This is a genomic window from Salinimicrobium sp. TIG7-5_MAKvit (assembly GCF_049569215.1).
Taxonomy (GTDB): domain Bacteria; phylum Bacteroidota; class Bacteroidia; order Flavobacteriales; family Flavobacteriaceae; genus Salinimicrobium; species Salinimicrobium profundisediminis.
Genome location: NZ_CP145903.1, coordinates 394,851 through 420,394 on the forward strand (window position 1 = coordinate 394,851; position 25,544 = coordinate 420,394).

The 25,544-nt window shown below is 41.8% G+C and carries 25 protein-coding genes; 16 read left to right on the forward strand and 9 right to left on the reverse strand.

What is annotated here, in order from left to right; translation table 11 throughout:
- The first annotated feature begins 2 nt into the window (after positions 1-2).
- Positions 3-854, forward strand: coding sequence for an ATPase (locus tag V5739_RS01790; protein WP_423819428.1), 852 nt, complete (start codon positions 3-5; stop codon positions 852-854).
- Positions 838-2,211, forward strand: coding sequence for an MBL fold metallo-hydrolase RNA specificity domain-containing protein (locus V5739_RS01795; RefSeq protein ID WP_423819429.1), 1,374 nt, complete (start codon positions 838-840; stop codon positions 2,209-2,211). The genes V5739_RS01790 and V5739_RS01795 overlap by 17 nt, the downstream gene beginning before the upstream one ends.
- 75 nt (positions 2,212-2,286) lie before the next feature.
- On the opposite strand, the gene V5739_RS01800 is transcribed toward V5739_RS01795, so the two are convergent.
- Entirely contained in the window at positions 2,287-2,544 is a 258-nt protein-coding gene (locus tag V5739_RS01800; protein WP_266071168.1) for a hypothetical protein, read from the reverse strand.
- Between the two features lie 178 nt (positions 2,545-2,722).
- On the opposite strand from V5739_RS01800, the gene V5739_RS01805 reads away from it, so the two are divergent.
- The 4 genes from V5739_RS01805 to V5739_RS01820 all read left to right on the forward strand — a co-directional run bounded on the left by V5739_RS01805 (position 2,723) and on the right by V5739_RS01820 (position 5,115).
- Positions 2,723-3,154: a hypothetical protein gene (locus V5739_RS01805; RefSeq protein WP_423819430.1), complete on the forward strand. Its 432-nt coding sequence runs from the start codon at positions 2,723-2,725 to the stop codon at positions 3,152-3,154.
- Between the two features lie 20 nt (positions 3,155-3,174).
- A complete protein-coding gene (locus tag V5739_RS01810) occupies positions 3,175-3,618 on the forward strand; it encodes a hypothetical protein (protein WP_345598973.1) in 444 nt (147 codons plus the stop codon).
- A gap of 341 nt (positions 3,619-3,959) precedes the next feature.
- Entirely contained in the window at positions 3,960-4,754 is a 795-nt protein-coding gene (locus tag V5739_RS01815) for a HipA family kinase (protein WP_266071216.1), read from the forward strand.
- The gene (locus tag V5739_RS01820; protein ID WP_423819431.1) at positions 4,732-5,115 is read left to right on the forward strand and encodes a DUF3037 domain-containing protein; all 384 of its coding nucleotides are present in this window, start codon (positions 4,732-4,734) and stop codon (positions 5,113-5,115) included. The genes V5739_RS01815 and V5739_RS01820 overlap by 23 nt, the downstream gene beginning before the upstream one ends.
- Positions 5,116-5,156: 41 nt before the next feature.
- Here V5739_RS01820 and wrbA read toward each other — a convergent pair whose 3' ends face one another.
- From wrbA to V5739_RS01840, 4 genes are all read right to left on the reverse strand, one after another.
- Positions 5,157-5,765, reverse strand: coding sequence for an NAD(P)H:quinone oxidoreductase (gene wrbA, locus V5739_RS01825; protein WP_423819432.1), 609 nt, complete (start codon positions 5,763-5,765; stop codon positions 5,157-5,159).
- A 149-nt stretch (positions 5,766-5,914) separates the two neighbouring features.
- The gene (locus V5739_RS01830; protein ID WP_423819433.1) at positions 5,915-7,174 is read right to left on the reverse strand and encodes an aminotransferase class I/II-fold pyridoxal phosphate-dependent enzyme; all 1,260 of its coding nucleotides are present in this window, start codon (positions 7,172-7,174) and stop codon (positions 5,915-5,917) included.
- Between the two features lie 183 nt (positions 7,175-7,357).
- Positions 7,358-8,398, reverse strand: a complete 1,041-nt coding sequence (locus V5739_RS01835) for a PLP-dependent cysteine synthase family protein (protein ID WP_423819434.1) — start codon at positions 8,396-8,398, stop codon at positions 7,358-7,360.
- Positions 8,399-8,486: 88 nt separating this feature from the next.
- Positions 8,487-10,556, reverse strand: coding sequence for a S9 family peptidase (locus tag V5739_RS01840; protein WP_423819435.1), 2,070 nt, complete (start codon positions 10,554-10,556; stop codon positions 8,487-8,489).
- Positions 10,557-10,680: 124 nt separating this feature from the next.
- Between V5739_RS01840 and V5739_RS01845 the strand changes: the two genes are divergently transcribed.
- Positions 10,681-11,010, forward strand: a complete 330-nt coding sequence (locus tag V5739_RS01845) for a YbaB/EbfC family nucleoid-associated protein (RefSeq protein ID WP_266071200.1) — start codon at positions 10,681-10,683, stop codon at positions 11,008-11,010.
- Positions 11,011-11,165: 155 nt separating this feature from the next.
- Here the strand turns inward: V5739_RS01845 and V5739_RS01850 are convergent, their stop codons facing one another.
- Positions 11,166-12,194 carry a threonine aldolase family protein gene (locus V5739_RS01850; RefSeq protein ID WP_423820431.1) on the reverse strand — a complete coding sequence of 343 codons (1,029 nt, stop codon included), beginning with the start codon at positions 12,192-12,194 and terminating at the stop codon, positions 11,166-11,168.
- Between the two features lie 135 nt (positions 12,195-12,329).
- Here V5739_RS01850 and prfB point away from each other — a divergent pair.
- From prfB to V5739_RS01875, 5 genes are all read left to right on the forward strand, one after another.
- A protein-coding gene (gene prfB, locus V5739_RS01855; RefSeq protein WP_423819436.1) for a peptide chain release factor 2 occupies positions 12,330-13,425 on the forward strand; the annotation gives its coding sequence in 2 pieces (ribosomal slippage) (positions 12,330-12,392 and positions 12,394-13,425; 1,095 coding nt in all).
- Positions 13,426-13,506: 81 nt separating this feature from the next.
- Positions 13,507-13,932 carry a transposase gene (locus V5739_RS01860; RefSeq protein ID WP_423818004.1) on the forward strand — a complete coding sequence of 142 codons (426 nt, stop codon included), beginning with the start codon at positions 13,507-13,509 and terminating at the stop codon, positions 13,930-13,932.
- A complete protein-coding gene (locus tag V5739_RS01865) occupies positions 13,929-14,744 on the forward strand; it encodes an IS3 family transposase (RefSeq protein ID WP_423818005.1) in 816 nt (271 codons plus the stop codon). The genes V5739_RS01860 and V5739_RS01865 overlap by 4 nt, the downstream gene beginning before the upstream one ends.
- A gap of 115 nt (positions 14,745-14,859) precedes the next feature.
- The gene (arsC, locus tag V5739_RS01870) at positions 14,860-15,204 is read left to right on the forward strand and encodes an arsenate reductase (glutaredoxin) (protein ID WP_423819437.1); all 345 of its coding nucleotides are present in this window, start codon (positions 14,860-14,862) and stop codon (positions 15,202-15,204) included.
- Between the two features lie 292 nt (positions 15,205-15,496).
- Positions 15,497-18,028, forward strand: a complete 2,532-nt coding sequence (locus V5739_RS01875; protein ID WP_423819438.1) for a TonB-dependent receptor domain-containing protein — start codon at positions 15,497-15,499, stop codon at positions 18,026-18,028.
- Positions 18,029-18,136: 108 nt separating this feature from the next.
- On the opposite strand, the gene V5739_RS01880 is transcribed toward V5739_RS01875, so the two are convergent.
- The gene (locus tag V5739_RS01880) at positions 18,137-18,310 is read right to left on the reverse strand and encodes a hypothetical protein (protein WP_265163022.1); all 174 of its coding nucleotides are present in this window, start codon (positions 18,308-18,310) and stop codon (positions 18,137-18,139) included.
- A 195-nt stretch (positions 18,311-18,505) separates the two neighbouring features.
- Here V5739_RS01880 and fumC point away from each other — a divergent pair, with 195 nt between their 5' ends.
- Positions 18,506-19,903 (forward strand): class II fumarate hydratase, encoded by a 1,398-nt coding sequence (fumC, locus tag V5739_RS01885; protein ID WP_423819439.1) that lies wholly within the window; start codon positions 18,506-18,508, stop codon positions 19,901-19,903.
- 43 nt (positions 19,904-19,946) lie between these two features.
- Entirely contained in the window at positions 19,947-20,441 is a 495-nt protein-coding gene (locus V5739_RS01890) for a hypothetical protein (protein WP_423819440.1), read from the forward strand.
- Here the strand turns inward: V5739_RS01890 and hutH are convergent.
- Together hutH and V5739_RS01900 are read right to left on the reverse strand one after the other, a co-directional pair.
- On the reverse strand, positions 20,411-21,916 hold the full coding sequence (gene hutH, locus V5739_RS01895) for a histidine ammonia-lyase (RefSeq protein WP_423819441.1): 1,506 nt from the start codon (positions 21,914-21,916) through the stop codon (positions 20,411-20,413). The genes V5739_RS01890 and hutH overlap by 31 nt on opposite strands.
- The gene (locus tag V5739_RS01900; protein WP_423819442.1) at positions 21,916-23,445 is read right to left on the reverse strand and encodes an NAD(P)H-hydrate dehydratase; all 1,530 of its coding nucleotides are present in this window, start codon (positions 23,443-23,445) and stop codon (positions 21,916-21,918) included. Before V5739_RS01900 ends, hutH begins: the two co-directional genes overlap by 1 nt.
- Positions 23,446-23,586: 141 nt before the next feature.
- Between V5739_RS01900 and gcvT the strand changes: the two genes are divergently transcribed.
- Together gcvT and V5739_RS01910 are read left to right on the forward strand one after the other, a co-directional pair.
- On the forward strand, positions 23,587-24,669 hold the full coding sequence (gcvT, locus tag V5739_RS01905) for a glycine cleavage system aminomethyltransferase GcvT (protein ID WP_423819443.1): 1,083 nt from the start codon (positions 23,587-23,589) through the stop codon (positions 24,667-24,669).
- Between the two features lie 3 nt (positions 24,670-24,672).
- Entirely contained in the window at positions 24,673-25,491 is an 819-nt protein-coding gene (locus tag V5739_RS01910) for a sugar nucleotide-binding protein (protein WP_266071209.1), read from the forward strand.
- The last annotated feature ends 53 nt before the right edge of the window (positions 25,492-25,544 follow it).

The window sequence follows — 25,544 nt, forward strand, 5'->3', positions numbered from 1 at the left end:
AGATGAAGATCACCACAGCTTCTGGAGAAATATCTGAATATTCAGAAGCAAAAATTGCTTCCTCTCTTAGAAGATCTGGCGCGCAGGAGCATGTGATCGCTGATATTCTTCACAACCTTCGGGCTCATATTCACCCCAATATTTCTACAAAGAAAATTTACAAAATCGCCTTTGATCTTCTACAGCATCAGGACGGACTTACAGCTTCAAGGTATAAACTAAAAAAAGCAATTTATGAACTTGGCCCTACAGGTTTTCATTTTGAAAAATTTATTGGAGCACTGTTCGAAAATAGCGGATATCATGTACAGGTAGGAAAGATTCTCCAGGGAACCTGTGTAAGCCATGAAGTAGATGTTATTGCTGAAACTGAAGGTTTAAAAATGTTCATGGAATGTAAATTTCATAGTGAACAAGGTAAGAAATGCGATGTAAAAATCCCTCTTTATATCAATTCAAGGTTTGTTGACCTTGAAAGCTTTCAGCTAAAGAACCATAATAAAGAAGAAGTAAGGCATGAAGGATGGGTAATAACCAATACGCGATTTACAAAAGATGCTATTGCCTATGGGCAATGTGTGGGCCTAAAATTGTTGGGTTGGGATTTTCCAAAAGGTGAAGGTCTAAAAGAAAGAATAGATAAATTAGGGCTATACCCTATCACCGTGTCTACCTTATTATCTACAAGGGAAAAGCAATTTCTTTTGAGCAGGGATAACGTATTGTGCCGGCAACTATTAAAGGACGATTTTCTTCTGGACCAACTTGAAATAAGCAAGAACAGAAAGAAAAGAATATTAAAAGAAATGCAGGAATTAATAGCACCTGCTAAAAAACATGGAAAACTTAGTTAATATTCATTTTTTAGGTGCTGCAGGCACTGTAACAGGATCAAAATTTCTCCTTGAGACTCCGTGGATGAATATACTTGTAGACTGCGGATTGTTTCAGGGGCTTAAAGAATTGAGAGAGCTTAACTGGAAAGCATTTCCCTTTCCCCCAGAAAAAATTGACCTCATACTGCTTACCCATGGACATTTAGATCATACCGGTTACCTGCCAAAGCTGATAAAAGAAGGCTTCAAAAATGACATTTTAGGAACCTCTCCTACCCTTGCTATTGCTGAAGTTATTCTTACCGACAGCGCTAAAATTCAACAAGAAGACGCAGATAGGGCCAACGAAGAGCATTACTCTATACATGAGCCCGCACTACCCCTTTATAATGAAGAGGATGTTGCACAAACCATCAAATTGTTCAAATCTGTAAGAACAGAGGAATGGATAGAAATTTCAGAAAAAGTGAAGATCAGGTTTCGTAAAAACGGACATATTCTGGGATCTACCTTTATAGAATTAAATCTTAATGGTAAGATCTTTGTCTTTTCCGGAGATGTAGGAAGAAAGTCCGATTTACTTCTGGAACAGCCATTACAACCTCAATATGCCGATTATTTATTCCTGGAAAGCACTTATGGTGACAGGATCCATCCACAAGAAGATGTAAACGAGATACTTGCCAAGGCTATCAATAAAACGATTACAAACAGGGGGACACTTATTATTCCAAGTTTTGCAGTAGAGCGGTTGCAAACCCTTATGTATGCAATTTACAGGTGTTACCAGGAGAATAAGATTCCCAGAATTCCGGTTTACATAGATAGCCCCATGGGCAATGAGGTACTTAAGATCTTTGGCAGGTATATGTCCTGGCACAAATTAAATACTGAAGAATTCAAAAAGATGAAGAAGTTCTTCAGAATCATTACCCGGTATAAAGATACCTGGAAAACTATTGAAGATCCACAACCCAAAGTGGTGATTGCCGGTAGCGGGATGGTGACAGGCGGAAGAGTGCTCACCTACTTAAGGTTTTATCTCGAAAAACCCGAAACTACTGTTATACTGGTAGGTTTTCAGGCAGAAGGCACAAGAGGCAGGCAATTACAGGAAGGTGTGCCCGATGTAAAGATCTTTGGAAAATACTACCCCATCAAAGCAGAAATTAAAACCATTAACAGCCTCTCTGCACATGCAGACCAGCCTGGGTTACTTCAGTGGTTAAATGATCTCCAAAACATGCCACAGCAAATATTCTTGGTACATGGAGAGAAAAAAGCTGCAGATGTACTACGCGTAAAAATAAAAGACCAGTATAAATGGCTTTCCAAAATCCCTCACCTGGGAGAAGTAATTACAGTAAAAGTATAAACAAAAAAAATCCGTAGCTCTCGCCACGGATTGTGTTTAGACATAATAAAATGCCGGGATCTGAAAAATAATAAATTATTCTACAGAGTTAGTATCTGTAATGTCTTCTACTACGTCACCGCCAGTGCTGGTAGTATCAACAACTTCTTCAGTCTCAACAGCCTCAACCTCAACAGAAGTCTCAGGAGTTTCGATTACTTCTACTGCACTTTCTTCAGTAGTTTCAGTAGCTGTTTCTTTACAAGAAGTAAAAGAGAATACTAATGCGATAGCAGCAAAAGTCAAAAAGGATTTTTTCATTTTAAATGAATTATTAATTGTTTGAGGCGCCAAATGTATATTATTTTTTGACACTCAAAACATACTGATGAAAAAATTTTTTAGTTAAATTTTTTGATGCTTTTTGCCAGATTTATAGGCTTCATTTTCTGGCCCATAATTTTTTTTGTGACATATATCATCTTGACCAACTGTTTTTATGCTTACCTTAATGACTTAAATACAGCAGATTATGAACCGGAACATATCCAAGCCTTTCTCTGCCAACGAAAAAGAAATAGAACGCCTGCTCAAAGAAAACAGGAGGTGGAAAGAAAGACTGACTTTTTTTAAAGGGGAAATTACATTTTTGAACCTCTACCTTAGTGCAGATATTTTTCAAAAAGATGTACCCAACCTGTACGAACGGCTTCAATTATTCTATGATGACCTGCAAAATATCAAACTTGAATGCCTCGATCTCACCACACAAGTTCATAATCATCGCTATGATATTGAAGGAATACTGGAATGTGAAGATATTAGTTGTGAGGTCTTCTACCACCAGGAGCATTTAAAATTGAAACAGAAAGTACAGGATTTTGCTAAAAAATTCAGAAAATTTAAGTCCGAAATTTACTCCTACACCGGCCCTCTGCTAAGACGCACAAGTAACGAGCCTTAATAAGTCTAAATCTTTTTGTCATGGAAAAAAAGACACATAACTACCGGTACATTGAGTGGAAAACACCCGATGAAATGCATTTCTCCTCCCTGCAGTGGAAATCTGAACTAAACTTCATTAAAGACGAACACCGCTTTTTTGAAGATATGCTTAAAGAATACACTTTACCCATTCTTGAATCTCAGCTGTTTTCTCGCGTAAAAGAGCTCATTGAACAGTTAAACCTCTCCAGGAAAGACTTAAAACTGCTGGAGAACCGGGTTGCCCAGCACATAAATAAGTTGCGGGAACTTCTTGAGAATCTCGATGAACAAAGAGAAGGACGGGAATATCGCAAAGAGCACAAGGAGATCCTCAATGACTTTATTCATTATTCAAGACAGTACAAACGGCTTAAACGGGATATTTTTGAAGTTGTAGGCAAAGCTATTAAGCAACAAAAACAAAAAAGGTTACTGGCCTAAACTCTGGTCATAACCGCTGAAAAACTTTATAAGTCTGCACCACCATCTGGTGCAGACTTTCCTTTTTGTAGAGGTAACAATTATTTCCGGTTCTTCTAAATTACTTTGGAATTATTGGGGTGTCTGTAGATATTTCACATCATCTATTATTTAGTAACTAACGTGAAAACCTTCAGCAAAAACTATAGCCTGAAGATGCTTCTTCTGAAGTTTTTGTCCCTATGCTGAAGTTCAACCTGAAGTGTCAAAAATGGCAAAATCGCGTCAAATTTTTAGAAATATGCGGGAGCTACATGCAGGAAGCATAAATTTACTTCAGAAATGCTATTTTTGAAACTTCTATGGGAGACATAAAAGATATACGTACTGTAACTGTTTGCCGTTACATCGCACCGCTGCGGGAAGGTGGCTCCCTTCCTGCATTGGCCGAGGCAGATGACGATTTTAAGTACGTTCTAAAATTTAGAGGGGCCGGTCACGGTGTTAAAGCACTAATTTCAGAATTTTTGGGAGGTGAGATCGCCCGAACAATAGGTTTAAAAGTACCCGAGCTAGTCTTCGCCAACCTCGATGAAGCCTTTGGACGAACTGAAGGAGATGAAGAAATACAGGATCTATTGCAGGGTAGCCAGGGGCTGAACCTCGCCCTTCATTTTCTCTCGGGCGCAATAAATTTTGATCCTGCAGTAACTACTGTAGATGAAGCTATGGCCTCCAAAATTGTATGGCTGGATGCTTTTATCACTAATGTAGACCGCACCTTCAGAAATACGAATATGCTCATTTGGCACCGGGAGCTTTGGCTTATTGATCATGGTGCCTCCTTTTACTTTCACCATTCCTGGAATAACCTGGAGAAGCATGCGCTTAGCCCTTTCAGCTTAATTAAAGATCACGTATTACTCCCACAGGCAACACAACTTTTGGAAGCAGACCAGCAGATAAAACAACTGCTCACCAAAGAAAAGATCAGGGAAATAGTAGAAGGATTACCACAGGATTGGTTAGAATGGAGAGACAGCGAACTCTCTGCTGAAGAGCTGAGAGAAGCCTACATCAATTTCCTGGAAATTCGTCTTCAGAATTCAGATACATTTATAAAAGAAGCACAAAATGCCAGACAAGCACTTGTATGAATATGCCACTTTACGGGTAGTACCACGGGTAGAACGTGAAGAGTTTCTCAATGTGGGGGTCGTGGTGTTTTGCAAAAATCAAAAATACCTGCAGGTAAGGTATAAACTGGACAGTACAAAATTACTTTGCCTTTGCCCAGACCTTGACCTGGAGCAGCTTGAGAAGAACCTACAGTCATTTGAACTGATATGTGAAGGTTCAAAGAATGGCGGGCCTATAGCGGTGATGGACATTCCCTCGCGCTTTAGATGGCTCACCGCAGTGCGGAGTTCGGTGATCCAGACTTCCCGGCCACATCCCGGCTTGTCTACCGATCTCGATCAAACCCTGCAACGCCTCTTCGCTGAGCTCGTACTTTAATTTTTGAAGGAGTTAATTTACAGGACTTCCAAAAAAAGCATTTACTGGCTACCTTGTTTAACCCACTGCCCCATGGTCATCGTTCTCTTTACCTGGTGGGCTACGGCTTTTTTCACTTTTTCTCCCAATTCCTCTTTCCCTGCTGTAATACTCACTCCATAAGGATTACCGCCGGCATTAAAGATGGCTTCATCGGTATAACCGGGTGCAGCCACTATGGCACCCCAGTGAAACATGGTCTTGTACAAAGAAAGCAAGGTTGACTCCTGCCCGCCGTGCACATTACTTGCACTGGTCATACCACTCACTACTTTATTGGCGAGTTTACCGTTAAACCACAATCCCCCGGTAGTATCCAGGAATTGTTTTAGCTGCGAAGGAAGATTTCCATATCGGGTTGGTGCACTAAAGATATAGCAATCGGCCCATTCCAAATCATCCATTGAAGCTTCCTTTACATCTTGGGTGGCCTCCAGGTGTTTCTTCCAGTCTTCATTAGCCTCAATAGCTTCTTTTGGGGCCAATTCCTTCACTTTTCTAAGCCTTACCTCGGCACCACCTTCTCTTGCGGTTTCTTCAGCCCATTTTGCCAGTTGATAATTCGTTCCGGTGGAACTGTAATAGATCACTGCTAACTTCATATCTTTCATAATTCTCCTGTTATTTTATAATTCTTAATTCACTTCGGAAGAAGATAAGTCTTAATATATTACTTATCTGCTAAACAAATTATAAAACTGGAAAGAAGACATAAAAAATCCCCTCAAAAAGGGGATTTTTTAAAGATATTTTGGAGAAATTACTTTTCCATTGCTGCAGCAACACCTGCCGACAATCTTCTGTAAGTTCCGTTTTCCAGGCGTTCTCTAATCGCAGAGAAAGCGGTAAGCGTAGCTTCTACATCTTCTAAAGTGTGTGCTGCTGTAGGAATTAATCTTAGCAGGATAAGACCTTTCGGAATTACCGGATACACAACAATAGAACAGAAGATTCCATGGTTTTCCCTAAGGTCATTGACCAAAGCCATTGCTTCGGGGATACTTCCCTGTAGATACACAGGTGTAACACAACTCTGTGTAGTTCCTATGTCAAATCCACGGCTTTTTAAGCCATTTTGAAGAGCGTTCACGTTCTCCCAAAGCTTTTCTTTTAGTTCGGGCATGGTCTTTAGCATCTCAAGACGCTTAAGAGCACCAATTACCAACTGCATCTGCAGGGATTTGGCAAACATTTGAGAACGAAGATTATACTTCAGGTAGTCTATAATTTCACGATCGGCTGCTATAAAAGCACCTGTACTGGCAAGGGCCTTGGCAAAGGTGGCAAAATATACGTCTATACCATCCTGTACTCCCTGCTCTTCACCTGCTCCTGCTCCTGTCTTCCCAAGAGTTCCGAAGCCATGTGCATCATCAACAAGTAACCTGAAATTGTATTTTTCTTTAAGCGCTATAATTTCCTTAAGTTTTCCCTGCTCTCCTCTCATTCCGAAGACACCTTCAGAAATAACAAGGATTCCGCCGCCAGTTTGTTCGGTGATCTTTTCGGCACGTTGCAGGTTCTTTTTAATGCTCTCCAGGTCGTTGTGCTTGTATGTAAAGCGCTGTCCCAGGTGCAGGCGCACCCCGTCAATAATACAGGCATGAGCATCAACGTCATAAACAATAACGTCTTTCTTGGAAACAAGGGCATCAATGGTAGAAACCATACCCTGATAACCAAAATTTAGCAAGTATGCAGCTTCTTTATGTACAAAAGAGGCCAGTCCATCCTGCAATTTTTCATGTAAGGACGTGTGACCACTCATCATCCTGGCTCCCATGGGATACGCAGAACCCCATTCGGCAGCCGCTTCAGCATCTACCTTTCGCACTTCGGGATGGTTTGCAAGCCCCAGATAGTCATTCACACTCCAGGTAATCACGTCTTTTCCCTGGAATTTCATCCTGTTGGAAATAGGCCCTTCCAGTTTTGGAAAAACAAAGTAACCTTCGGCCACTTCACTCCACTTTCCTAAAGGTCCTTTATCCTTATATATTTTATTAAATAAATCTGCCATTTTGTGTATTTTTCACTTCTGCAAAAGTAACAAATAAATAGCAACTTCAGAATTTCGGTCTCTCAAATGCACTGAAAAACATGCACCTTACAACGCAAATTCTTTGGCAGCACCTGCTCCTTCTGCCGCTATTTAAAAAATAAGAAAGAGGTTATATATACTACAGAACAAAATATGCTGTAGTTATTTTATGAATTCTATCTGATTTTCAGCTTTTTCGTTCTTACTATCGAAGAAACCCTGTTCATTCATCCAGTCGTCGCTATAGACTTTGCTCATATAGCGGGAACCGTGATCGGGAAAAATGATAACGACCTTACTGGACTCGTCAAACTCTCCTTCTTCGTCAAGCTGGCGCACTCCCTGCAAGGCTGCACCGCTGGTATAACCCACGAATAGCCCTTCGGTGCGGGCAAGTTCCCGTGCGGTATGGGCACTGTCTTCATCACTTACTTTCACGAATTTGTCGATAATCTCAAAATCTGTAGCTGTAGGAATCAGGTTTTTCCCCAATCCCTCGATGCGATACGGATATATTTCTGAAGAGTCAAATTCTTTGGTCTCGTGATATTTTTTAAGCACCGAGCCATAAGCATCAATTCCCATGATCCTAATGTCGGGGTTTTGTTCTTTCAGGAACCTGGCAGTTCCAGAGATCGTTCCGCCGGTACCACTACAAGCCACCAAATGGGTGATCTTTCCTTCAGTTTGTTTCCAAATTTCGGGACCGGTAGTGAGGTAATGAGCTTCTATATTAAGTTCATTGAAATACTGGTTAATATACACCGAGCCCTTTATCTCATCGTGCATTCTCTTAGCCACCTGGTAATAAGATCTAGGATCATCGGCAGTTACGTTTGCAGGACAAACATATACCTTGGCGCCCATAGAGCGAAGCATATCGATCTTATCTCTGGACGACTTCGAACTAACCGCCAGTATACATTCATAGCCTTTGATCACACTAACCATGGCAATACTAAACCCGGTATTCCCTGAAGTAGTCTCAATTATAGTATCTCCCGGTTTGAGGATACCTTTTCTTTCGGCTTCTTCTATTATATGTAATGCTATTCTATCTTTAGTTGAGTGGCCCGGATTAAAAGCTTCTACTTTTGCAAAAAAGTCACCTTTAAGATCCTGGGTAACGCGGTTTAAGTGAATTAGAGGGGTATTACCTACTAGTTGTAATACATTATCGAAAACCTGTAAATCTTCTCTCATAAATTGAAGTTATTTACAATAATCGTCTTTGGAAAATTGTATCCATAGAACGATCACAAACGAAGCAAATTTAAGTCAAATATTTTAATTATTGGTCCATTCCCTCTAAATCGAGAAGAAAAGCGTATTCTTCAGCGACTTCGCGCAGGGCTTCAAATCGGCCTGATGCTCCTCCATGCCCGGCTTCCATGTTTGTATGAAAAAGTAATTTATTGGAGTCGGTTTTTAGTTCCCTCAATTTTGCCACCCACTTGGCCGGCTCCCAATACTGCACCTGGGAATCATGAAGACCTGTAGTGACCAGCATGTTAGGGTAATTTTGTGCCGTAACATTGTCGTATGGGGAATAAGATTTCATATAAGTATAGTATTCGGCATCATTAGGATTTCCCCACTCATCATACTCACCTGTTGTTAAAGGAATACTTTCATCTAGCATTGTAGTCACTACGTCTACAAATGGCACCGAGGCAATAATGCCTTTATAGAGCTGTGGTGCCATGTTGGCTACTGCTCCCATAAGCAATCCTCCTGCTGAACCTCCTCTGGCGTACATATGTTCCGCAGAAGTGTATTTCTCCTCAATAAGGTGCCTGGTACAGTCAATGAAATCGGTAAAAGTATTTTTCTTTTTTAGCAGCTTTCCATCTTCGTACCACTGTCTCCCCAGGTACTCCCCTCCTCTTACGTGTGCAATAACAAAGATAAAGCCCCTGTCTAACAGGCTGAGCCGCACATTTGAAAAGTACGGGTCAATGGTAGAACCGTACGAACCATAAGCATACTGCAGCACCGGGTTTTTCCCGTCTCTCTTCAACTCCTTCCGGTGTACCAGCGTCATTGGGATCTTAGCACCGTCTGGCGCTGTAGCCCAAATACGATCAGACACATAATTTTCTTTCTGAAACTTTCCTCCCAGTACTTCCAGTTCCTTTTTCACATCCTTTTCCCTGGTGCGCATGTTGAAATCTACCACCTGGGTGGGGGTAGTAAGGGAGTTGTATGTATACCTCAATATTTCGGTATCAAAATCGGGGTTTGTACCCGTAAAAGCGGTGTAAGTTTCATTGTCGAACGGCAAGAAATAAGAATCGGTGCCATCCCACCTGCGAATGTGGATCTTATTAAGACCGTCACTCCTTTCACTTACCACCAGGTAATCTCTAAACAGGTCAATATCTTCAAGCAACACATGCTCGCGGTGCGGAATTACTTCTTCCCAGTTTTCGATCCCCGGGTTGTGCACCGGAGCTTTCATCAATTTGAAATTGGTAGCTCCGTCTTTATTTGTGAGGATATAAAAACTGTCACGGTAGTGGGCAATGCCATACTCCACACCCCTAATTCTGGGTTGTACAATTTGTAATTCCCCATGAGGATCATCGGCGGCAATAAACCTATATTCCGAAGTTAAAGTACTGTCTGATCCTATGATTATATAACGCTGAGATTTTGATTTATAAACATAAGTATGAAAGGTCTCGTCTTCCTCAAAGAAAACAAGCTCATCCTCTTTGGCCTTTGTTCCCAGCCGATGCTTGAAAATCTTGTTGCTACGCAAGGTTTCCTCGTCCTTTCGGGCATAGAAAAGTGTTTTATTATCATTCGCCCAGGTAGCACCACCCGTAGTATTTTTGATCTTTTCAGGATATACTTCGCCTGTCTCCAGGTTTTTAATGTAGAGCGTATATTTTCTGCGGCTCACCGTATCTACCGCATAAGAAATAAGCTTATTATTGGGGCTCACACTTAAGCCGCTAAGCCGGTAATAGTCGTGGCCTTTAGCCATCTCGTTCACGTCAAAAAGAATTTCTTCAGGCGCATCGAGGGTTTCTTTTTTCCGGGAATAAATTGGGTAATCCTTGCCTTTTTCAAAGCGGGTAACATACCAGTAACCATTCAGTTTATAAGGAACAGAAGAATCATCTTCCTTGATCCTTTTCTTCACCTCCTGAAAAAGATCTTCCTGCAACTGTTTTGTATGAGCCGTCATTCGCTCATTATAGTCATTTTCGCGGGTGAGGTAATCAAGTACTTCAGGGTTTTCGCGCTCTCGCAGCCAGAAGTAATCATCTATACGAACATCTCCGTGTTTTTCAAGTTGTACGGGAATCCTTTTAGCCCGCGGAGCCTTAATTTCTTGAGCAACCACTTTCATCTTTCCATTTTAATTTTACCGGCTGCAAAGTTAAGCTTTCTAATAAAGAAAACTTAAAACTGTGTCTATTAGTTCTCTTATTAGACTTTTTAGGTAATTTTGTATTAACAGAAAAAATGAAACTATGTTTGGAGATATGATGGGCATGATGAATAAAATCAAAGAGACCCAAAAAAAAGTTGAAGAAACTAAAGAAAGGCTTAAAACTGTTTTGCTCGATGAACAATCGGCCGACGGACTTTTAAAAGTTACCATTACTGCAAGCCGTGAGATCAAAAACATCGAAATTGCCGATGAACTTCTTGAAGACAAAGAACAGCTGGAAGATTACCTGGTGCTAACCATCAATAAAGCTGTTGCCCGGGCAACCGAAGTAAACGAAGCCGAACTTGCCGCCGTTGCCAAAGAAGGTATGCCCGATATTCCCGGGATGAATGATATGCTGGGCAAATAGATATGAGATATTAGACTTGAGATATTAGACGGGAGACACTAGACTTAAATCTTTATTTTTGAGATAATTCTAAAACTCTACCGTCTCCCGCCTACAGTCTAACGACTAAAAAAAGTTACCCGTCAAAAATGCCATTTTTGACGGGTAACTTTTTTTTACAGCTCTATTTTTTCCAGCATTTTCAGAAACCTTTGATGCATTTCTTGGGAATAATCGTGGTGGGTAACGATCCTTAGCTTCCCCTGCCCCATATTGCTTATCCTAATGTTCTCCTGCTGAAGGGATTTCATAAAAGCTGCTTCATTTGAAGTATTTTTGAGATAAAAGATCACAATATTGGTTTCTACGGGCTCAACTTCGCCAACATAGCTTTGGGAGTTTAAGGTTTTACCAATTTCTGAAGCTCTTTTGTGATCTTCAGCCAGGCGTTCCACCTGATTATCGAGTGCATATATGCCAGCGGCAGCCATAAAACCTACTTGCCGCATGCCACCACCCAGAACCTTTCTCACGCGCATGGCATTTTTCATCACCTTCTTATTTCCTATAAGTACAGTACCCATTGGCGTACCCAAACCTTTAGAAAGACAAACTGAAATAGTATCAAAGATCTTCCCATACTCCTTCGGATCTTCATTTTTAGCGACTAAGGCATTGAAGAGCCTGGCCCCGTCAAGGTGCAGTCCAAGATTATGTTCGTCGCACACCTTTCTTATCTTTTTTATCTCTTCAAAGTCATAACAGGCACCGCCGCCTTTGTTTGTAGTATTTTCAAGGCAAACAAGCGTGGTAAGCGGACTGTGATAAAAGTCGGGCGGATTGATATTCTCCTCTACCTGGGCTGCAGTGATCATCCCGCGGTCACCGTCAACCAGTTTACAGGACACTCCGCTGTTAAAGGATGCTCCGCCGCCTTCGTAGTTGTACACATGAGCCCACTTGTCACAAATCAATTGATCGGCCGGTTGGGTGTGTAATTTAATAGCTGCCTGGTTGGCCATACTTCCGGTAGGAAAGAACAGGGCTTCATCCATCCCAAACATATCAGCCAGTTTTCTCTCGAGTTTGTTCACCGTGGGATCTTCCTTATAAACATCATCTCCTACTTCGGCGTTAATAATAGCCTGCATCATTCCTTTAGTAGGCCTGGTAACGGTATCACTTCTAAGATCTATTTCTTTCATCATAAAATATTAAACGTTTGACCTTCAGAAATGATCCTGAAAAATGACATTTTTGAAGGTGTATAAAACTATAAAATATTGGTAAAATAGTTTCCCGGAACCCTCATTAATTCTATTTTTGTTCAAAATTCAAGTATGCTTACAACAGAGACAATAAAAGATCTCAAAGATCGCCTGGTTGCGTTAAGGAGGTATCTTTGACGTTGATGCCAAAAACATAGAAATATCTAATCTCCAGGAAAAAACCCTGGCTCCCGATTTCTGGAATGATCCCAAAAAAGCAGAACTTCTTGTAAAAGAGCTCAATTGTCAAAAGAAATGGGTAGACGATTACGAAGAGGCTGTCACTCTTGTGGACGATCTCGAAGTGATCTATGAATTCTACAAAGAAGGAGAAGCCACGGCTGAAGATGTTGAAGAAAGGCATGAAAAATCCAAAAGTCTTATTGAAGACCTGGAGTTTAAAAATATGCTTTCTGAAGAGGGAGATAACTTAAGTGCCGTATTGCAGGTAACTGCCGGTGCCGGTGGTACCGAAAGTTGTGACTGGGCCGAAATGTTGATGCGCATGTATTTGCGCTGGGCCGAAGACAGGGGCTACTCTGTACGCGAACTCAACTACCAGGCCGGTGAGATTGCAGGAGTGAAAACGGTGACCATTGAAATAGAAGGAGAATTTGCCTTTGGCTGGCTAAAAGGAGAAAATGGAGTGCACCGCCTGGTGAGAATTTCCCCTTTTGACAGTAATGCGAAAAGGCATACCTCGTTTGCCAGTATTTATGTTTATCCACTGGCCGATGAAACCATTGAGATTGATATCAATCCTTCAGATATTTCATGGGAAACCATGAGATCATCGGGTGCGGGAGGTCAAAATGTGAACAAGGTGGAAACTGCCGTAAGGCTGCGCCACGCACCTTCGGGCATTGTGATAGAGAATTCTGAAACGCGTTCCCAGCTTGATAACAAGACCAAAGCCATGCAGTTACTGAAGAGTCAGCTTTATGAAATTGAACTTCAGAAGCAACAGGCACAGCGCAGGGAAATTGAAGATTCCAAGATGAAAATTGAATGGGGATCACAAATCAGGAATTACGTGATGCACCCCTACAAGCTCGTAAAAGACGTTCGTACCGGTGAAGAAACAGGTAATGTTGATTCGGTGATGGATGGAGATATTGACCAGTTCCTAAAAGCCTTTCTCATGATGATGGGACAGAAGGCGGAATAAGGTTTAAGGTTTAAGGTTTAAAAAATTGTCGGGTACTGAAATAAGTTGACCGTTTTACGGAGTTTAATACAACTCAGTACTATGGCAAAACCACAGGATTTTTCTAAAGAAGCATCTAATCGAGTAAATCGTTACTTTAGTGAGAGCTTTAAACGTAAGAAGGTACGGGAAATTGAGAAGAACATTTCTACCGTTCTGGAAGTGAGTAAGGAATATGAAGTGTCGACTACGGCAGTTTATAAATGGCTGGACAAGTACTCCCGCAACCGCAAACGAGGTGTAAAACAAGTTGTTGAGCTTATGAGCGATACCCGTAAAATACAGGATTTGAAGGCCAAGATCCGCGAACTGGAGCAACTGGTTGGACAAAAGCAGTTCGAGATCGAGTTCAAAAATAAGATGATCGATATTGCTGAAGAGATGTATGACATCGACATCAAAAAAAAACTTGGTTCCAAACCCTTACCTGGTTCTGGCTCAACAGGAAAGAACACCGATGGAAAATGAACCAGATCTATTGTTGGTTAGGAACTACAAAGCAGAACGTGCATCAGCGGCTCAACAGAGAAATCGAAAGAGAGGAAGAGAAAGAGCAGCTAAAAGTAATTCTGCGGCAGGTAAGAGAGGATCATCCGGATATGGGGTGTAAAGCGCTCTACAAGAAAGTAAATCCTGAGACAATGGGCAGAGACAGGTTCTTTGACTTTTATGGTGAATATGGATTTAAAATAGCGCCAAAAAAGTCCTTTAGAAGAACCACAGACAGTACCGGAGTAATACGTTTTCCTAACCTGGTTAAGGATCGGGAGTTGACAGATATAAACCAGGTATGGGTGAGTGATATAACCTACTATGAAATGAACAGTAAGTTCTATTACCTCACCTTCATAATGGACCAATATTCCAGGAGGATAATTGGTTATAGTGCCAGCAAAACTCTTAAAACAGTTGACACCACAGTACCAGCTTTAAAGATGGCTCTGACTCGCATCAAAGGAGATGAAGAGGTAAAACCTATCATACACTCCGATGGTGGAGGACAGTACTACAGCAAAGAGTTTTTAAAACTTACCAAAGGATATTTAAGAAACAGCATGTGTGTCAATGTCTATGAAAATCCTCATGCAGAAAGGATCAACGGAACAATAAAGAACAGTTATTTGAAAGGATATAATCCTACCAATTTAAATGAGCTGAATAGAAAATTAAGTAAAGCTGTATATATGTATAACCATGAGAAACCACACAGCTCAATACATGATTATACTCCCGTAGAATATGAATATAGATTAAACAAAGAATTAGTAACTTTAAATTAAATAACCAACTCTCAAAAACGGTCAACCCTATTCAGGACTCCACAAATAAAAAACCTGCAACCTGCAACCCGCAACTGGAAAAATAAAAAAGACAAAACTCATAACTTAAAGAACAATGCTAAAGATCTACCACAATACCCGATGCAAAAAATCTCGTGAAGGATTACAGGTTCTGGAAGAATCGGGCAAAGATTTTGAAGTGCGCGAATATTTAAAGGATACCCTGAGCGAAAAAGAAATTGCAGATCTACTTCAGAAATTAAATATGGCGCCTATTGAACTGGTGCGTACAGAAGAAAAAATCTGGAAAGAAGATTACCGCGACCGCGATTTAAGCGATAAAGAACTCATTAGAGTGATGGCTGAAAACCCAAAACTCATTCAGCGGCCCATTGTGGAAACAGAACACAAAGCGGTAATAGGAAGACCGGCTTCCAATATTGAAGAGCTGATAGGATAAAACAAGAGGCTTCTAAAAAGGCATTTTTGACACCCCGGGACTTGCGTTCCGGTTTTGTTTTTTAAGCATCTTCCAAAGAAAGGATTCATTTTCAGAAGAAAAAAATAATCACTTTATTACAGTTTTTCAGAATGGCTAAAATGCATTTTTTTATAAATGAGCCGCTACTTTTCTCCCCTCCACAACTCTAAATTTTCACCTAATAATCAGTTGTTTATAATAAAAAAAAAGCTTTTTTCAGTAAAAAATTAAACCATTTTGGTTTTTACCTGTCAAAGAAATAAAACCAAGTATGATTACGAACATCACCCGGCACCGAACCAGTGCCTTAATTTTTTCTTTCTTTTTATTACTTTCTCTATCAGCCTTTGCACAGGCACCCCAGTATGAAGTTTCGGGAAAAGTGACCGATGAACAGGGTACTCCGCTGGAGTATGCAACTATTTCCTTTCAAAGTACCGGCGACCCATCAAACGTTACGGGAGGCATTACAGATGCGCAGGGAAATTTCAATATTGACGTACGCCAGGGAACCTATAATATTACTATAGAATTCATTTCTTTTGAACCTAAAACCTTTAAAAATCGCCAGGTAAACAAAGACCTTAATATGGGTGCTGTAAAGCTTGGAATGGCAGCCGGGGAACTGGAAGAGGTCGTGGTAACTGCTGAAACCACACAGGTAGAAGTACGGCTCGATAAAAAGATATATAATATAGGTAAAGACCTTACCACTGCAGGCGGTACAGTAGCCGATGCCCTTAACAACGTGCCATCGGTTTCGGTAGATATTGAAGGCGGAATAAGCCTTAGAGGAAACGAGAATGTACGTATCCTTATTAATGGCAAACCTTCGGCCATGGCAGGATTTGGAAATACTGATGTGCTGTCACAACTTCCGGCAGATGCTATTGAGCGCGTGGAGGTGATCACCTCTCCTTCAGCAAGATATGACGCCGAAGGTACTGCAGGGATCCTGAATATTATTCTGAAAAAAGAAAAGACGCTTGGTCTTAACGGGTCAGTTTCTGCAAGAGTTGGAGACCCCGATCAGGTGGGACTTTCAGCCAATGTAAACCTTAGAAAAGATAAATTCAATATTTTCAACACCACCGGATTCAGATATTTTGATGCCCCCGGAAAAGCATTTTCAGACACTCGCTATTTGGAGTACACAAATGAAGACGGGGAGCTTATAGATCCTACTTCTGAAAGGCTTGTTGAAGACCGAAGAATGGATCGTCTTAACCGTAATTTCTACACCAGCCTTGGGATGGAATATTACATCACCGATATGTCATCGATTACAGCAACCGGATTCTACAGGTATGGCGAAGATGAAGACATTACCACCAACCGCAGCAGCGAGTACACCGAAGATGGTATATTAAAGACACTGCGAACAGAAAACCAGATTGAAGACGACAACAGTTACCAGTTTGCCCTGAATTACATCAACAAATTTAATGACAGCGGGCACCAGTTAACTGCCGACATCCAATACGAACGGGATGAGGAAACGCAAACGGGAGACATTAACGAAAGTATTGTTTCAAATACCACTAAGCTTGATCCTTTTTACCCGCTGGAACAAACTTTTACTGAAGAAACACAGAATGAATTCCTCCTGCAGGCCGATTATGTGAGGCCAATTGGAGAGAATGCTCAATTTGAGGCAGGATACCGCGGAAGTTTTGAAGAAGAAGTTACCGATTACCAACTCCTGCTTGAAAATAGGGAGAACGGAATTTTACAATTGAGTCCGCTTACCAACGTATTCACTTATACCGAAAATGTAAACTCACTTTATTCACAATACGGAAATAAGTTTGGAGATTTCTCTTTCCTTTTGGGATTACGCCTTGAAAACACTCAGCTGAAAGGGAAAATAGATTCCGATCTTACCGAGGAAGAATTAAGAGAAGAATTTAAGATACCTATTGATACAGATTTTGACAACAATTACCTAGGCCTATTCCCTACTGTGAACCTTATTTATGAACTAAACGAGCAGGAAAATATCACGCTTGGATACAACAGGAGGATAAACAGGCCCCGTGGCTGGTTTATTAATCCTTTCCCTTCAAGAGCCAGTAGAACAAACATCTTTCAGGGAAATCCAAATCTTGAACCGGCTTATTCAGATGCGTTCGACCTTGGTTACCTTAAAAGGTGGGACAAGCTCACCCTTACCTCTTCGGTTTATTACCAATATGAAACCGATTCATTTGAAAGGGTAGAACAAATTTCTACAGCCACAGATAGCACGCAGGTTATTAGAACTATTCCTATCAACTTAGCTACCACTGCACGATTTGGTGCCGAAGCCGGAGTGTTATACAACCCCACAAGATGGCTGCGACTGAACGGTAGCGTAAACTTCTTCCAGTTTGATACCGACGGAGATTATAATGGGGTTGACTACAGCGCTAAAAACACCAGCTGGTATGGAAGGTTTAGCTCTAAAGTATCACTCCCCGCGAAGATAGACTGGCAAACCAATGCTTTTTACAGAGGTGCTTCGGAAGGAGCCCAAACAGAAACCGACGGTTTATTTATGGTAGATATGGCTTTGAGCAAAGAATTGTTCAACGAAAAAGCCTCGCTTACTCTTAACATTCAGGATCTACTGAATTCCCGAAAAAGAGATGCGTTTACCGTAACTGAAAGATTTGAGAGAGAAAGTGAGTTTCAATGGAGGCAACGCAGCATCACTCTTTCGTTCACTTACAGGTTCAACCAACAGCGCCGCGACCAGGAAAGACAGAACAGAGAAGCTGGTGACATGAATGGCGGTATGGGTGATGAAGGAGGAGACTTCTAGAGTAACCAAATATTATTATAAAACAGAAAAGCCGTCAAATTTGACGGCTTTTCTGTTTTCTGTAATGGCTCTAAAAATAGCCACAAAAAAAAGGACTTGAAGTCCTTTTTAAGCTTTTTCTCTCTCCAGGCGTTTCTTCTCTTTCTTTTCGTCGAGCATTTCTTTAACTGCGCCTCCTATCCAATAAGGGATAATAGCGGTTAAGAATAGCATTACCCAAAACCCGATGAGTAGTATAATAAGGAAAGCCAGAAAGCCTAAATATTGATCAAATTCAAACATGCGTTGTATTTTATTGAATCTTTGCCAAAGATAGAAACTCTAAGAAGTTATCGCAAAAGTTTTTATTTTATTTTTTACGTTGGTTTCAGGTTTAAAAAAGCAACCGATTTTTTTGCTCTTTCCACCCTAATTTTGTCTCGTTTTAAGTGCTTATAATTTATCGAAGATGTAAATTTGTAGTAAACCAATTAAATCATGGAATACAGAATAGAAAAGGATACCATGGGGGAAGTAAAAGTCCCTTCAGATAAACTTTGGGGAGCACAAACCGAACGCTCCAGAAACAACTTTAAAATCGGCCCTCCGGGTTCTATGCCAATGGAGATCATTTACGGTTTTGCATATCTTAAAAAGGCTGCAGCCTTCACCAACTGTGAACTTGGAGTTCTTTCAGTAGACAAAAGAGATTACATCTCAAAAGTTTGTGAAGAGATCCTAGAAGGGAAACACGATGACCAGTTTCCCCTGGTGATTTGGCAAACAGGCAGCGGCACGCAAAGCAACATGAACCTCAACGAGGTAATTGCCAATCGTGCTCAGCAAATTGCCGGAAGAACTGTTGGAGAAGGTGAAAAAGTGCTTTCTCCCAATGACGATGTGAACAAATCTCAATCTTCAAATGACACTTTCCCTACAGGAATGCATATCGCAGTGTACAAGAAGATCGTAGAAGTAACCATTCCCGGAGTAAAGAAACTCCGCAACACCCTTAAAAAGAAGTCGGAAGAATTCAAGGATGTGGTAAAGATTGGCCGCACCCACTTTATGGATGCCACTCCCCTTACTTTAGGGCAGGAATTCAGCGGGTATGTTTCTCAACTTGACCACGGCCTTAACGCCCTTCAGAACACCCTTCCCCACCTTTCTGAACTCGCCCTGGGCGGAACAGCAGTAGGAACAGGATTGAATACCCCAAAAGGCTATTCAAAGCGCGTAGCTGAGTTTATCGCAAAATTTACTGAGCTTCCTTTTACCTCTGCTCCCAATAAGTTTGAAGCCTTAGCAGCTCACGACGCTTTTGTAGAAACAAGTGGTGCATTAAAAACACTGGCAGTATCTCTTAATAAAATTGCCAATGATGTAAGAATGCTGGCCTCTGGCCCAAGAAGTGGAATTGGTGAGATCCTTATTCCTGCCAATGAACCCGGATCTTCTATTATGCCCGGTAAAGTAAACCCAACCCAGGTAGAAGCCCTAACCATGGTTTGTGCACAGGTGATTGGAAATGACGTTACCATTAACGTGGGAGGTATGCAGGGACAGTTTGAACTGAATGTATTTAAACCGGTGATGGCAGCTAATATTCTTCAAAGTGCACAGTTGCTAGGTGATGCCTGCGCTTCTTTTGACGAACATTGTGCGACCGGTATTGAACCAAACAAGCCAAGGATACAGGAGCTACTCAATAACTCTTTGATGCTGGTTACCGCCCTTAACACTAAGATTGGATATTACAAGGCAGCCGAAATTGCCAATACCGCACATAAAAACGGTACTACCTTAAAAGAGGAAGCCGTTAACCTTGGGTATGTCACTGCCGAAGAATTTGATGAATGGGTAAGACCTCAGGATATGGTTGGCAGTTTAAAATAATCACCTAACTCCTTAAAAAATAAGGTCTTCAAAAATGGCATTTTTGAAGACCTTATTTTTTTTCATCCAATCTCACTGGCTGCTTCATCAACTTCAAAATAAAAGTGATAATTTCACCGCCTATTCCAAACAAATAATGACAAGAAAAGTTGAGTTGGACTGCGGCGTGATCTGGGTCCACGACAGGATACTGATCAATGAAATGAACGAAGGTGCTTTACTTGATGTAGCAACGAACAGAAAAATCCTGCAAATTGGCAGCGAGAGCTTTGGCCACGATTACTTCGGATATATTTCCCATAGAATACACTCTTACGCAGTGAATCCTATGGTGTACCGCGAGTCTGCCGAACACCCACGCCTAAAAGCAATCGCCGTGGTTTCCGAAAATGCGTTAACCCGCCAAACCGCCCGTGTAGAACGGCAGTTTTACACCAATAAAAATTCCTTTGAGATCTTTAGCTCCCTTGAGGAAGCTAAAGCCTGGATGATGGAGCAAATAAATGCTTATTCAAAGGTAAAATCGCTTAAAGGGTAATTCTGAAGGAATTTTTTTGCCTTCTGAATAAAAGGTGCCATAACAACATCCTCTTTTACCAAAGGAACTTCTTTCCTGAATTCTTCAATTAATTTCTGAAGAACAGGAGAAGTCTTATAAGCACCCCTGTACGACAATGCCTGTGACGCATTGTAGAGTTCTATAGCCAAAATGCTATTTACATTTTCTACAACTTTTACTGCTTTTGTGGCGGCATTAGCCCCCATGCTCACATGATCTTCCTGCCCGTTTGAAGATACAATAGAATCTATACTCGCAGGAGTGCAAAGTTGCTTGTTCTGACTCACAATACTGGCTGCGGTGTACTGCGGAATCATGAATCCGCTGTTAAGTCCCGGTGCATCAACCAAAAATGCAGGTCCGCGCAAACCAGATACCAGCTGATAGATCCTTCTTTCGGAAATACTACCCAGCTCGGCCATAGCAATAGCCAGGTAATCTAAGGACAAAGCTAACGGTTGCCCGTGAAAATTCCCTCCCGAAATGATCTTATTGGCATCTGCAAAAATGTTAGGATTATCGGTAACCGAATTTATTTCGGTCTTAAAACATTTGTACACAAAATCGAGCGTATCCTTGCTGGCACCATGCACCTGCGGTATACACCTGAAGGAGTAAGGATCCTGTACGTTTTGCTTTACCTGTTTGGCTATTTCACTTCCTGCAAGGATCTTCCTGATTCTCTCGGCTGTTTTCACCTGCCCGCGATGTGGCCGTACCAGATGTACCAGCTCATCAAAAGGAGAAGTGTTACAATCAAAAGCATCTACAGATAAGGCTCCAATGACATCGGCCCAAATAGAAAGCCGGTTAGACTGAAGTAACGCATATACACCATGGGCGCTCATAAACTGGGTTCCGTTAAGCAGGGCAAGACCTTCTTTAGACTGCAAAGTGATAGGCTTCCACCCAAATTTCTTCAGCATTTCTTCCGAAGGAATAATTTCGCCATTAAGATAAACCTCTCCTTTCCCAATCAACGGAAGTGACAAGTGAGCAAGGGGTGCAAGATCTCCTGAAGCTCCCAAAGATCCCTGAGAATAAATCACCGGCAGCACATCTTCATTGAAGAAATCTATAAGCCTGTTCACAGTTTCGAGTGAAACCCCGGAATGCCCGTAGCTCAAGGATTGTATTTTTAACAGTAACATCAACCTGATGATAGGTTTTGATACTTTTTCACCTGTTCCGCAGGCGTGTGACATTACCAGGTTTTCCTGTAGTTTGGTAAGATTTTCTGTTGAGATCTTCACATTGCACAAAGAGCCAAAACCGGTATTGATCCCGTAAATGGGGCTCTTGTTCTCCTTCATTTTTTGGTCGAGATACCTTCTCGCCTTCTCAATCTGGTAAACAGCCTCTTCACTAAGGGCAAGGCTTTTATTATTCTGAATAATCTCCCTTATTTCTTCAATGTCGAGGACAGAAGAACTTATATAATGACAATCTCTCATTAGGAAATGTTGGTTTTTTCGGTTTCAAAAAGGTCAAAAATCGCGGCTCCTGTGTTCTTTGCAATATCTCCTGCAACCACTCCTTCATAACTGAATCTTTCGGCTGCAATATCTCCGGCTTTACCATGCAGGTATACTCCAAGGATGGTGGCGCGAAGGGATTCGTATCCCTGGCCCACAAGTGCAGCTAGCACACCGGTCAACACATCTCCGCTGCCGGCTGTGGCCATCCCGGGGTTCCCGGTGGTGTTAATAAAAAGATCGTTTGGAGTTACTGTAAAGGTATAGGTGCCTTTAATAAGCAGCACTACTTTATATTTTTTAGTGAAAGCCCTCGCCTTCTCCAGTTTTTCAAAATCATCTTTCCATGAACCAATCAGCCTTTCCAGTTCTTTGGGATGGGGTGTTAGGATACTGCCTTCGGGTAAAAGCTCGAGTAAATTGCCATTTTTGGAAAGCATATTAAGTCCGTCGGCATCTATGACCATCGGCTTTTCATATTTCTTCAGCAGTTGTTCAAAAGCTTCAATAGTTTCTTCTTTAGTGCCCACTCCTATTCCGAAGGCTATCACATCGGGATCAAGATCAAAGTCTATATTGGTAAGGATCTCTTTATGCGGATCGGTAATCACCATAGCTTCGGGAAGTGCGGTTTGCAGGATATCATATCCACATTTTGGAGCATATATCGTCACCAAACCAGCACCTGCGCGCAGAGCAGCAGTAGCGCTAAGGCAAACACTGCCAATTTTACCATAGCTCCCTCCAATGATCAGGGCGTGGCCATAAGTTCCTTTATGGGTGAATCTTTGGCGTGGGGTGTAAAGGGCCCTTGCTTCGGCTTTGCCAATCAATTCGGCTGCTGCGGGGGCATCTTTGAGAAATTCGGGATCGAGTCCAATGTCAAGGATTTGCAGGTCGCCAACAAAAGGCGCAGTACCGGGCAGGTAAAATGCCATTTTTGGCACCTGGAAACTGATTGTATAGCTCGCTTTAATAATAGATTCCATATCTGCTACCGCAGCATCGGCCATAAGGCCCGAAGGCATATCTACAGCCAGCACAAAAGCTCCCGAAGCATTGATGTGCTGTACCAAACCAGCGACCCAGCTAGGCAGCGGCCGGTTTAAGCCTACTCCAAAGATGGCATCAACTACAAAATCGCCGTATTTTATTTCGGGAAGGTCATCTTCGGCTTTAAGAAGTACAGGCCAGTTTTTTGAGAGGTTTTTTACCCGATCGTAATTCACCAGAAAATCCGGCGAGCGTTGATCACTGTAGTTTACTATATATATGGTGACATCATAGCCCGCTTCTATCAACTGCCGCCCCACTACAAGCCCATCTCCACCATTGTTCCCAATTCCGCAGAAAATTTTAACAGGAATTGGCGCGCCCTGCAGGCGTTTATGAATTTCATCAAAAACCAGCGTGGCAGCTCTCTCCATTAATTCGGTGGAAGAAATCCCCTGCTTTTCAATAGTCAGTTTATCGGCCTGCTTTATTTGTTTGGCGCTAAGGATCTTCATGAATTGCTATTTTTGAAAAGTTACACAAATATAAAATTTCCTTCGGCCCCAGCCTTTGCCTTCTCTATTTCTATTGAAAATTTCTGCATTAACCGCCCAATCCTTATTGAATTTAATAAATTTGCGGAAAATATTTTTTAAATGAAGAATACAGCACTTACTTCTACTCATATAGATCTTGGAGCCAAAATGGTTCCCTTTGCGGGCTACAACATGCCTGTTTCCTATGAAGGTGTAAATATTGAACACGAGACCGTGAGAAAAGCGGTAGGTGTATTTGACGTTTCGCACATGGGCGAATTCCTTATCACGGGAGAGAATGCCCTGGCTTTGATCCAGAAAATAGGTTCTAACGACGCTGCAAAACTTACCGATGGCAAAGCCCAGTACAGCTGCATGCCCAATGCCGATGGCGGAATTGTAGACGATCTTATTATCTATCGCTTTAACGAAGAGAAATACCTTCTTGTAGTTAACGCTTCCAATATTGAAAAAGACTGGAACTGGATTTCCCAGCACAACACGATGGACGCTACCATGCGCGACCTTTCAGACGAATATTCGCTGCTTGCCATACAGGGGCCAAAAGCCGCTGAAGCCATGCAGTCTCTTACCGATGTAGATCTTTCAGCAATAAAATTCTATACTTTTCAGGTGGCACCTTTTGCAGGAGCCGAAAACGTGATCATTTCGGCCACCGGGTATACCGGCAGCGGCGGTTTTGAGATCTATGTTAAAAATGATGATGCACAGCGCGTGTGGGACCGTGTTTTTGAAGCAGGTGCAGACTATGGCATCAAACCAATTGGTCTTGCAGCAAGAGATACCCTGCGCCTGGAGATGGGCTTCTGTCTCTACGGAAATGATATTGATGACACCACCTCTCCAATCGAAGCAGGTCTTGGTTGGATCACTAAGTTCACCAAAGACTTCGTTAACTCTGAAGCTCTTAAGGAACAGAAAGAAAATGGGCCAAAGCGCAAGCTTGTAGGTTTTGAAATTGATGAGCGCGGAATTCCGCGTCAGGGTTACGAGATTGTAGATGATAGTGGCAAGGTTATTGGCAAGGTAACTTCAGGAACCATGTCTCCATCGCTCGAAAAGGGAATTGGAATGGGATATGTTCCAACAGAGTATGCCAAACCGGGAAGTAAAATTAATATTCAGATTCGCAAAAAAGCTCTTCCTGCCACAGTGGTAAAAATGCCATTTTATAAAGGATAGTTTTTGAAGAGGATTTTGATTTTAGGGGGAAGCGGCTTTATAGGGAATGCCCTGTATAAAGAGCTTTACCCCTATTTTGATACGCACGCCACCTACCATACCGACAATGCTTTTTTCGAAAAGAACCAGAAGTTCCACCAGTTTGACCTGGAGCGGGAAAGCATTAGCATTTTGCTGGAGAACCTGCAACCCAATATCATTGTGTCGGCCCTGCGCGGTAATTTTTTGGCCCAGGTACACACCCACTTTGAGATTATAGATTACCTGTTGAAAAACAAGAATTCAAAGCTCATTTTTCTGTCTTCGGCCAATGTCTTTGACGCCTTTACCAACTATCCGTCATACGAATATGACAAAACGCTCTCTCAAAGCGTCTACGGAAGGTTTAAAATAAAAATCGAAAATGCGCTCTTGCGATTGCCAAACAACAAGTATGTCATCGCCCGGTTGCCCATGGTTTTTGGAGCCAATTCGCCGCGTGTTACCGAGATAAAAAGGCAGCTGCAGGAACAGGAAGCCATTGAAGTTTTTTCGAATGTGGTGGTAAATGCTACCTATGAAGCAAAAATGACCCAGCAACTGCATTACATCATTAACAGGAACAAGCAGGGAGTATTTCACCTGGGCAGCAACGACCTTATTCACCACAATGACCTGGTAGCAGAGATTTGTGAAACCCTGGGAGAAAAAAAACCCCTGTTAAAAAATGTCTACGATTCAAATTTCGATCGTTTTCTTGCCGTAATTCCCAAAGACAATCTGCTTCCAAAGAACCTGCAGATCTCTATACAGGAAGTGGTGGCAAGCACCCTGGTTTCCTAGTTGTTAATATTCTACTAATTCATCTTTCTGCACTACGAGGTTGCTTAACTTTA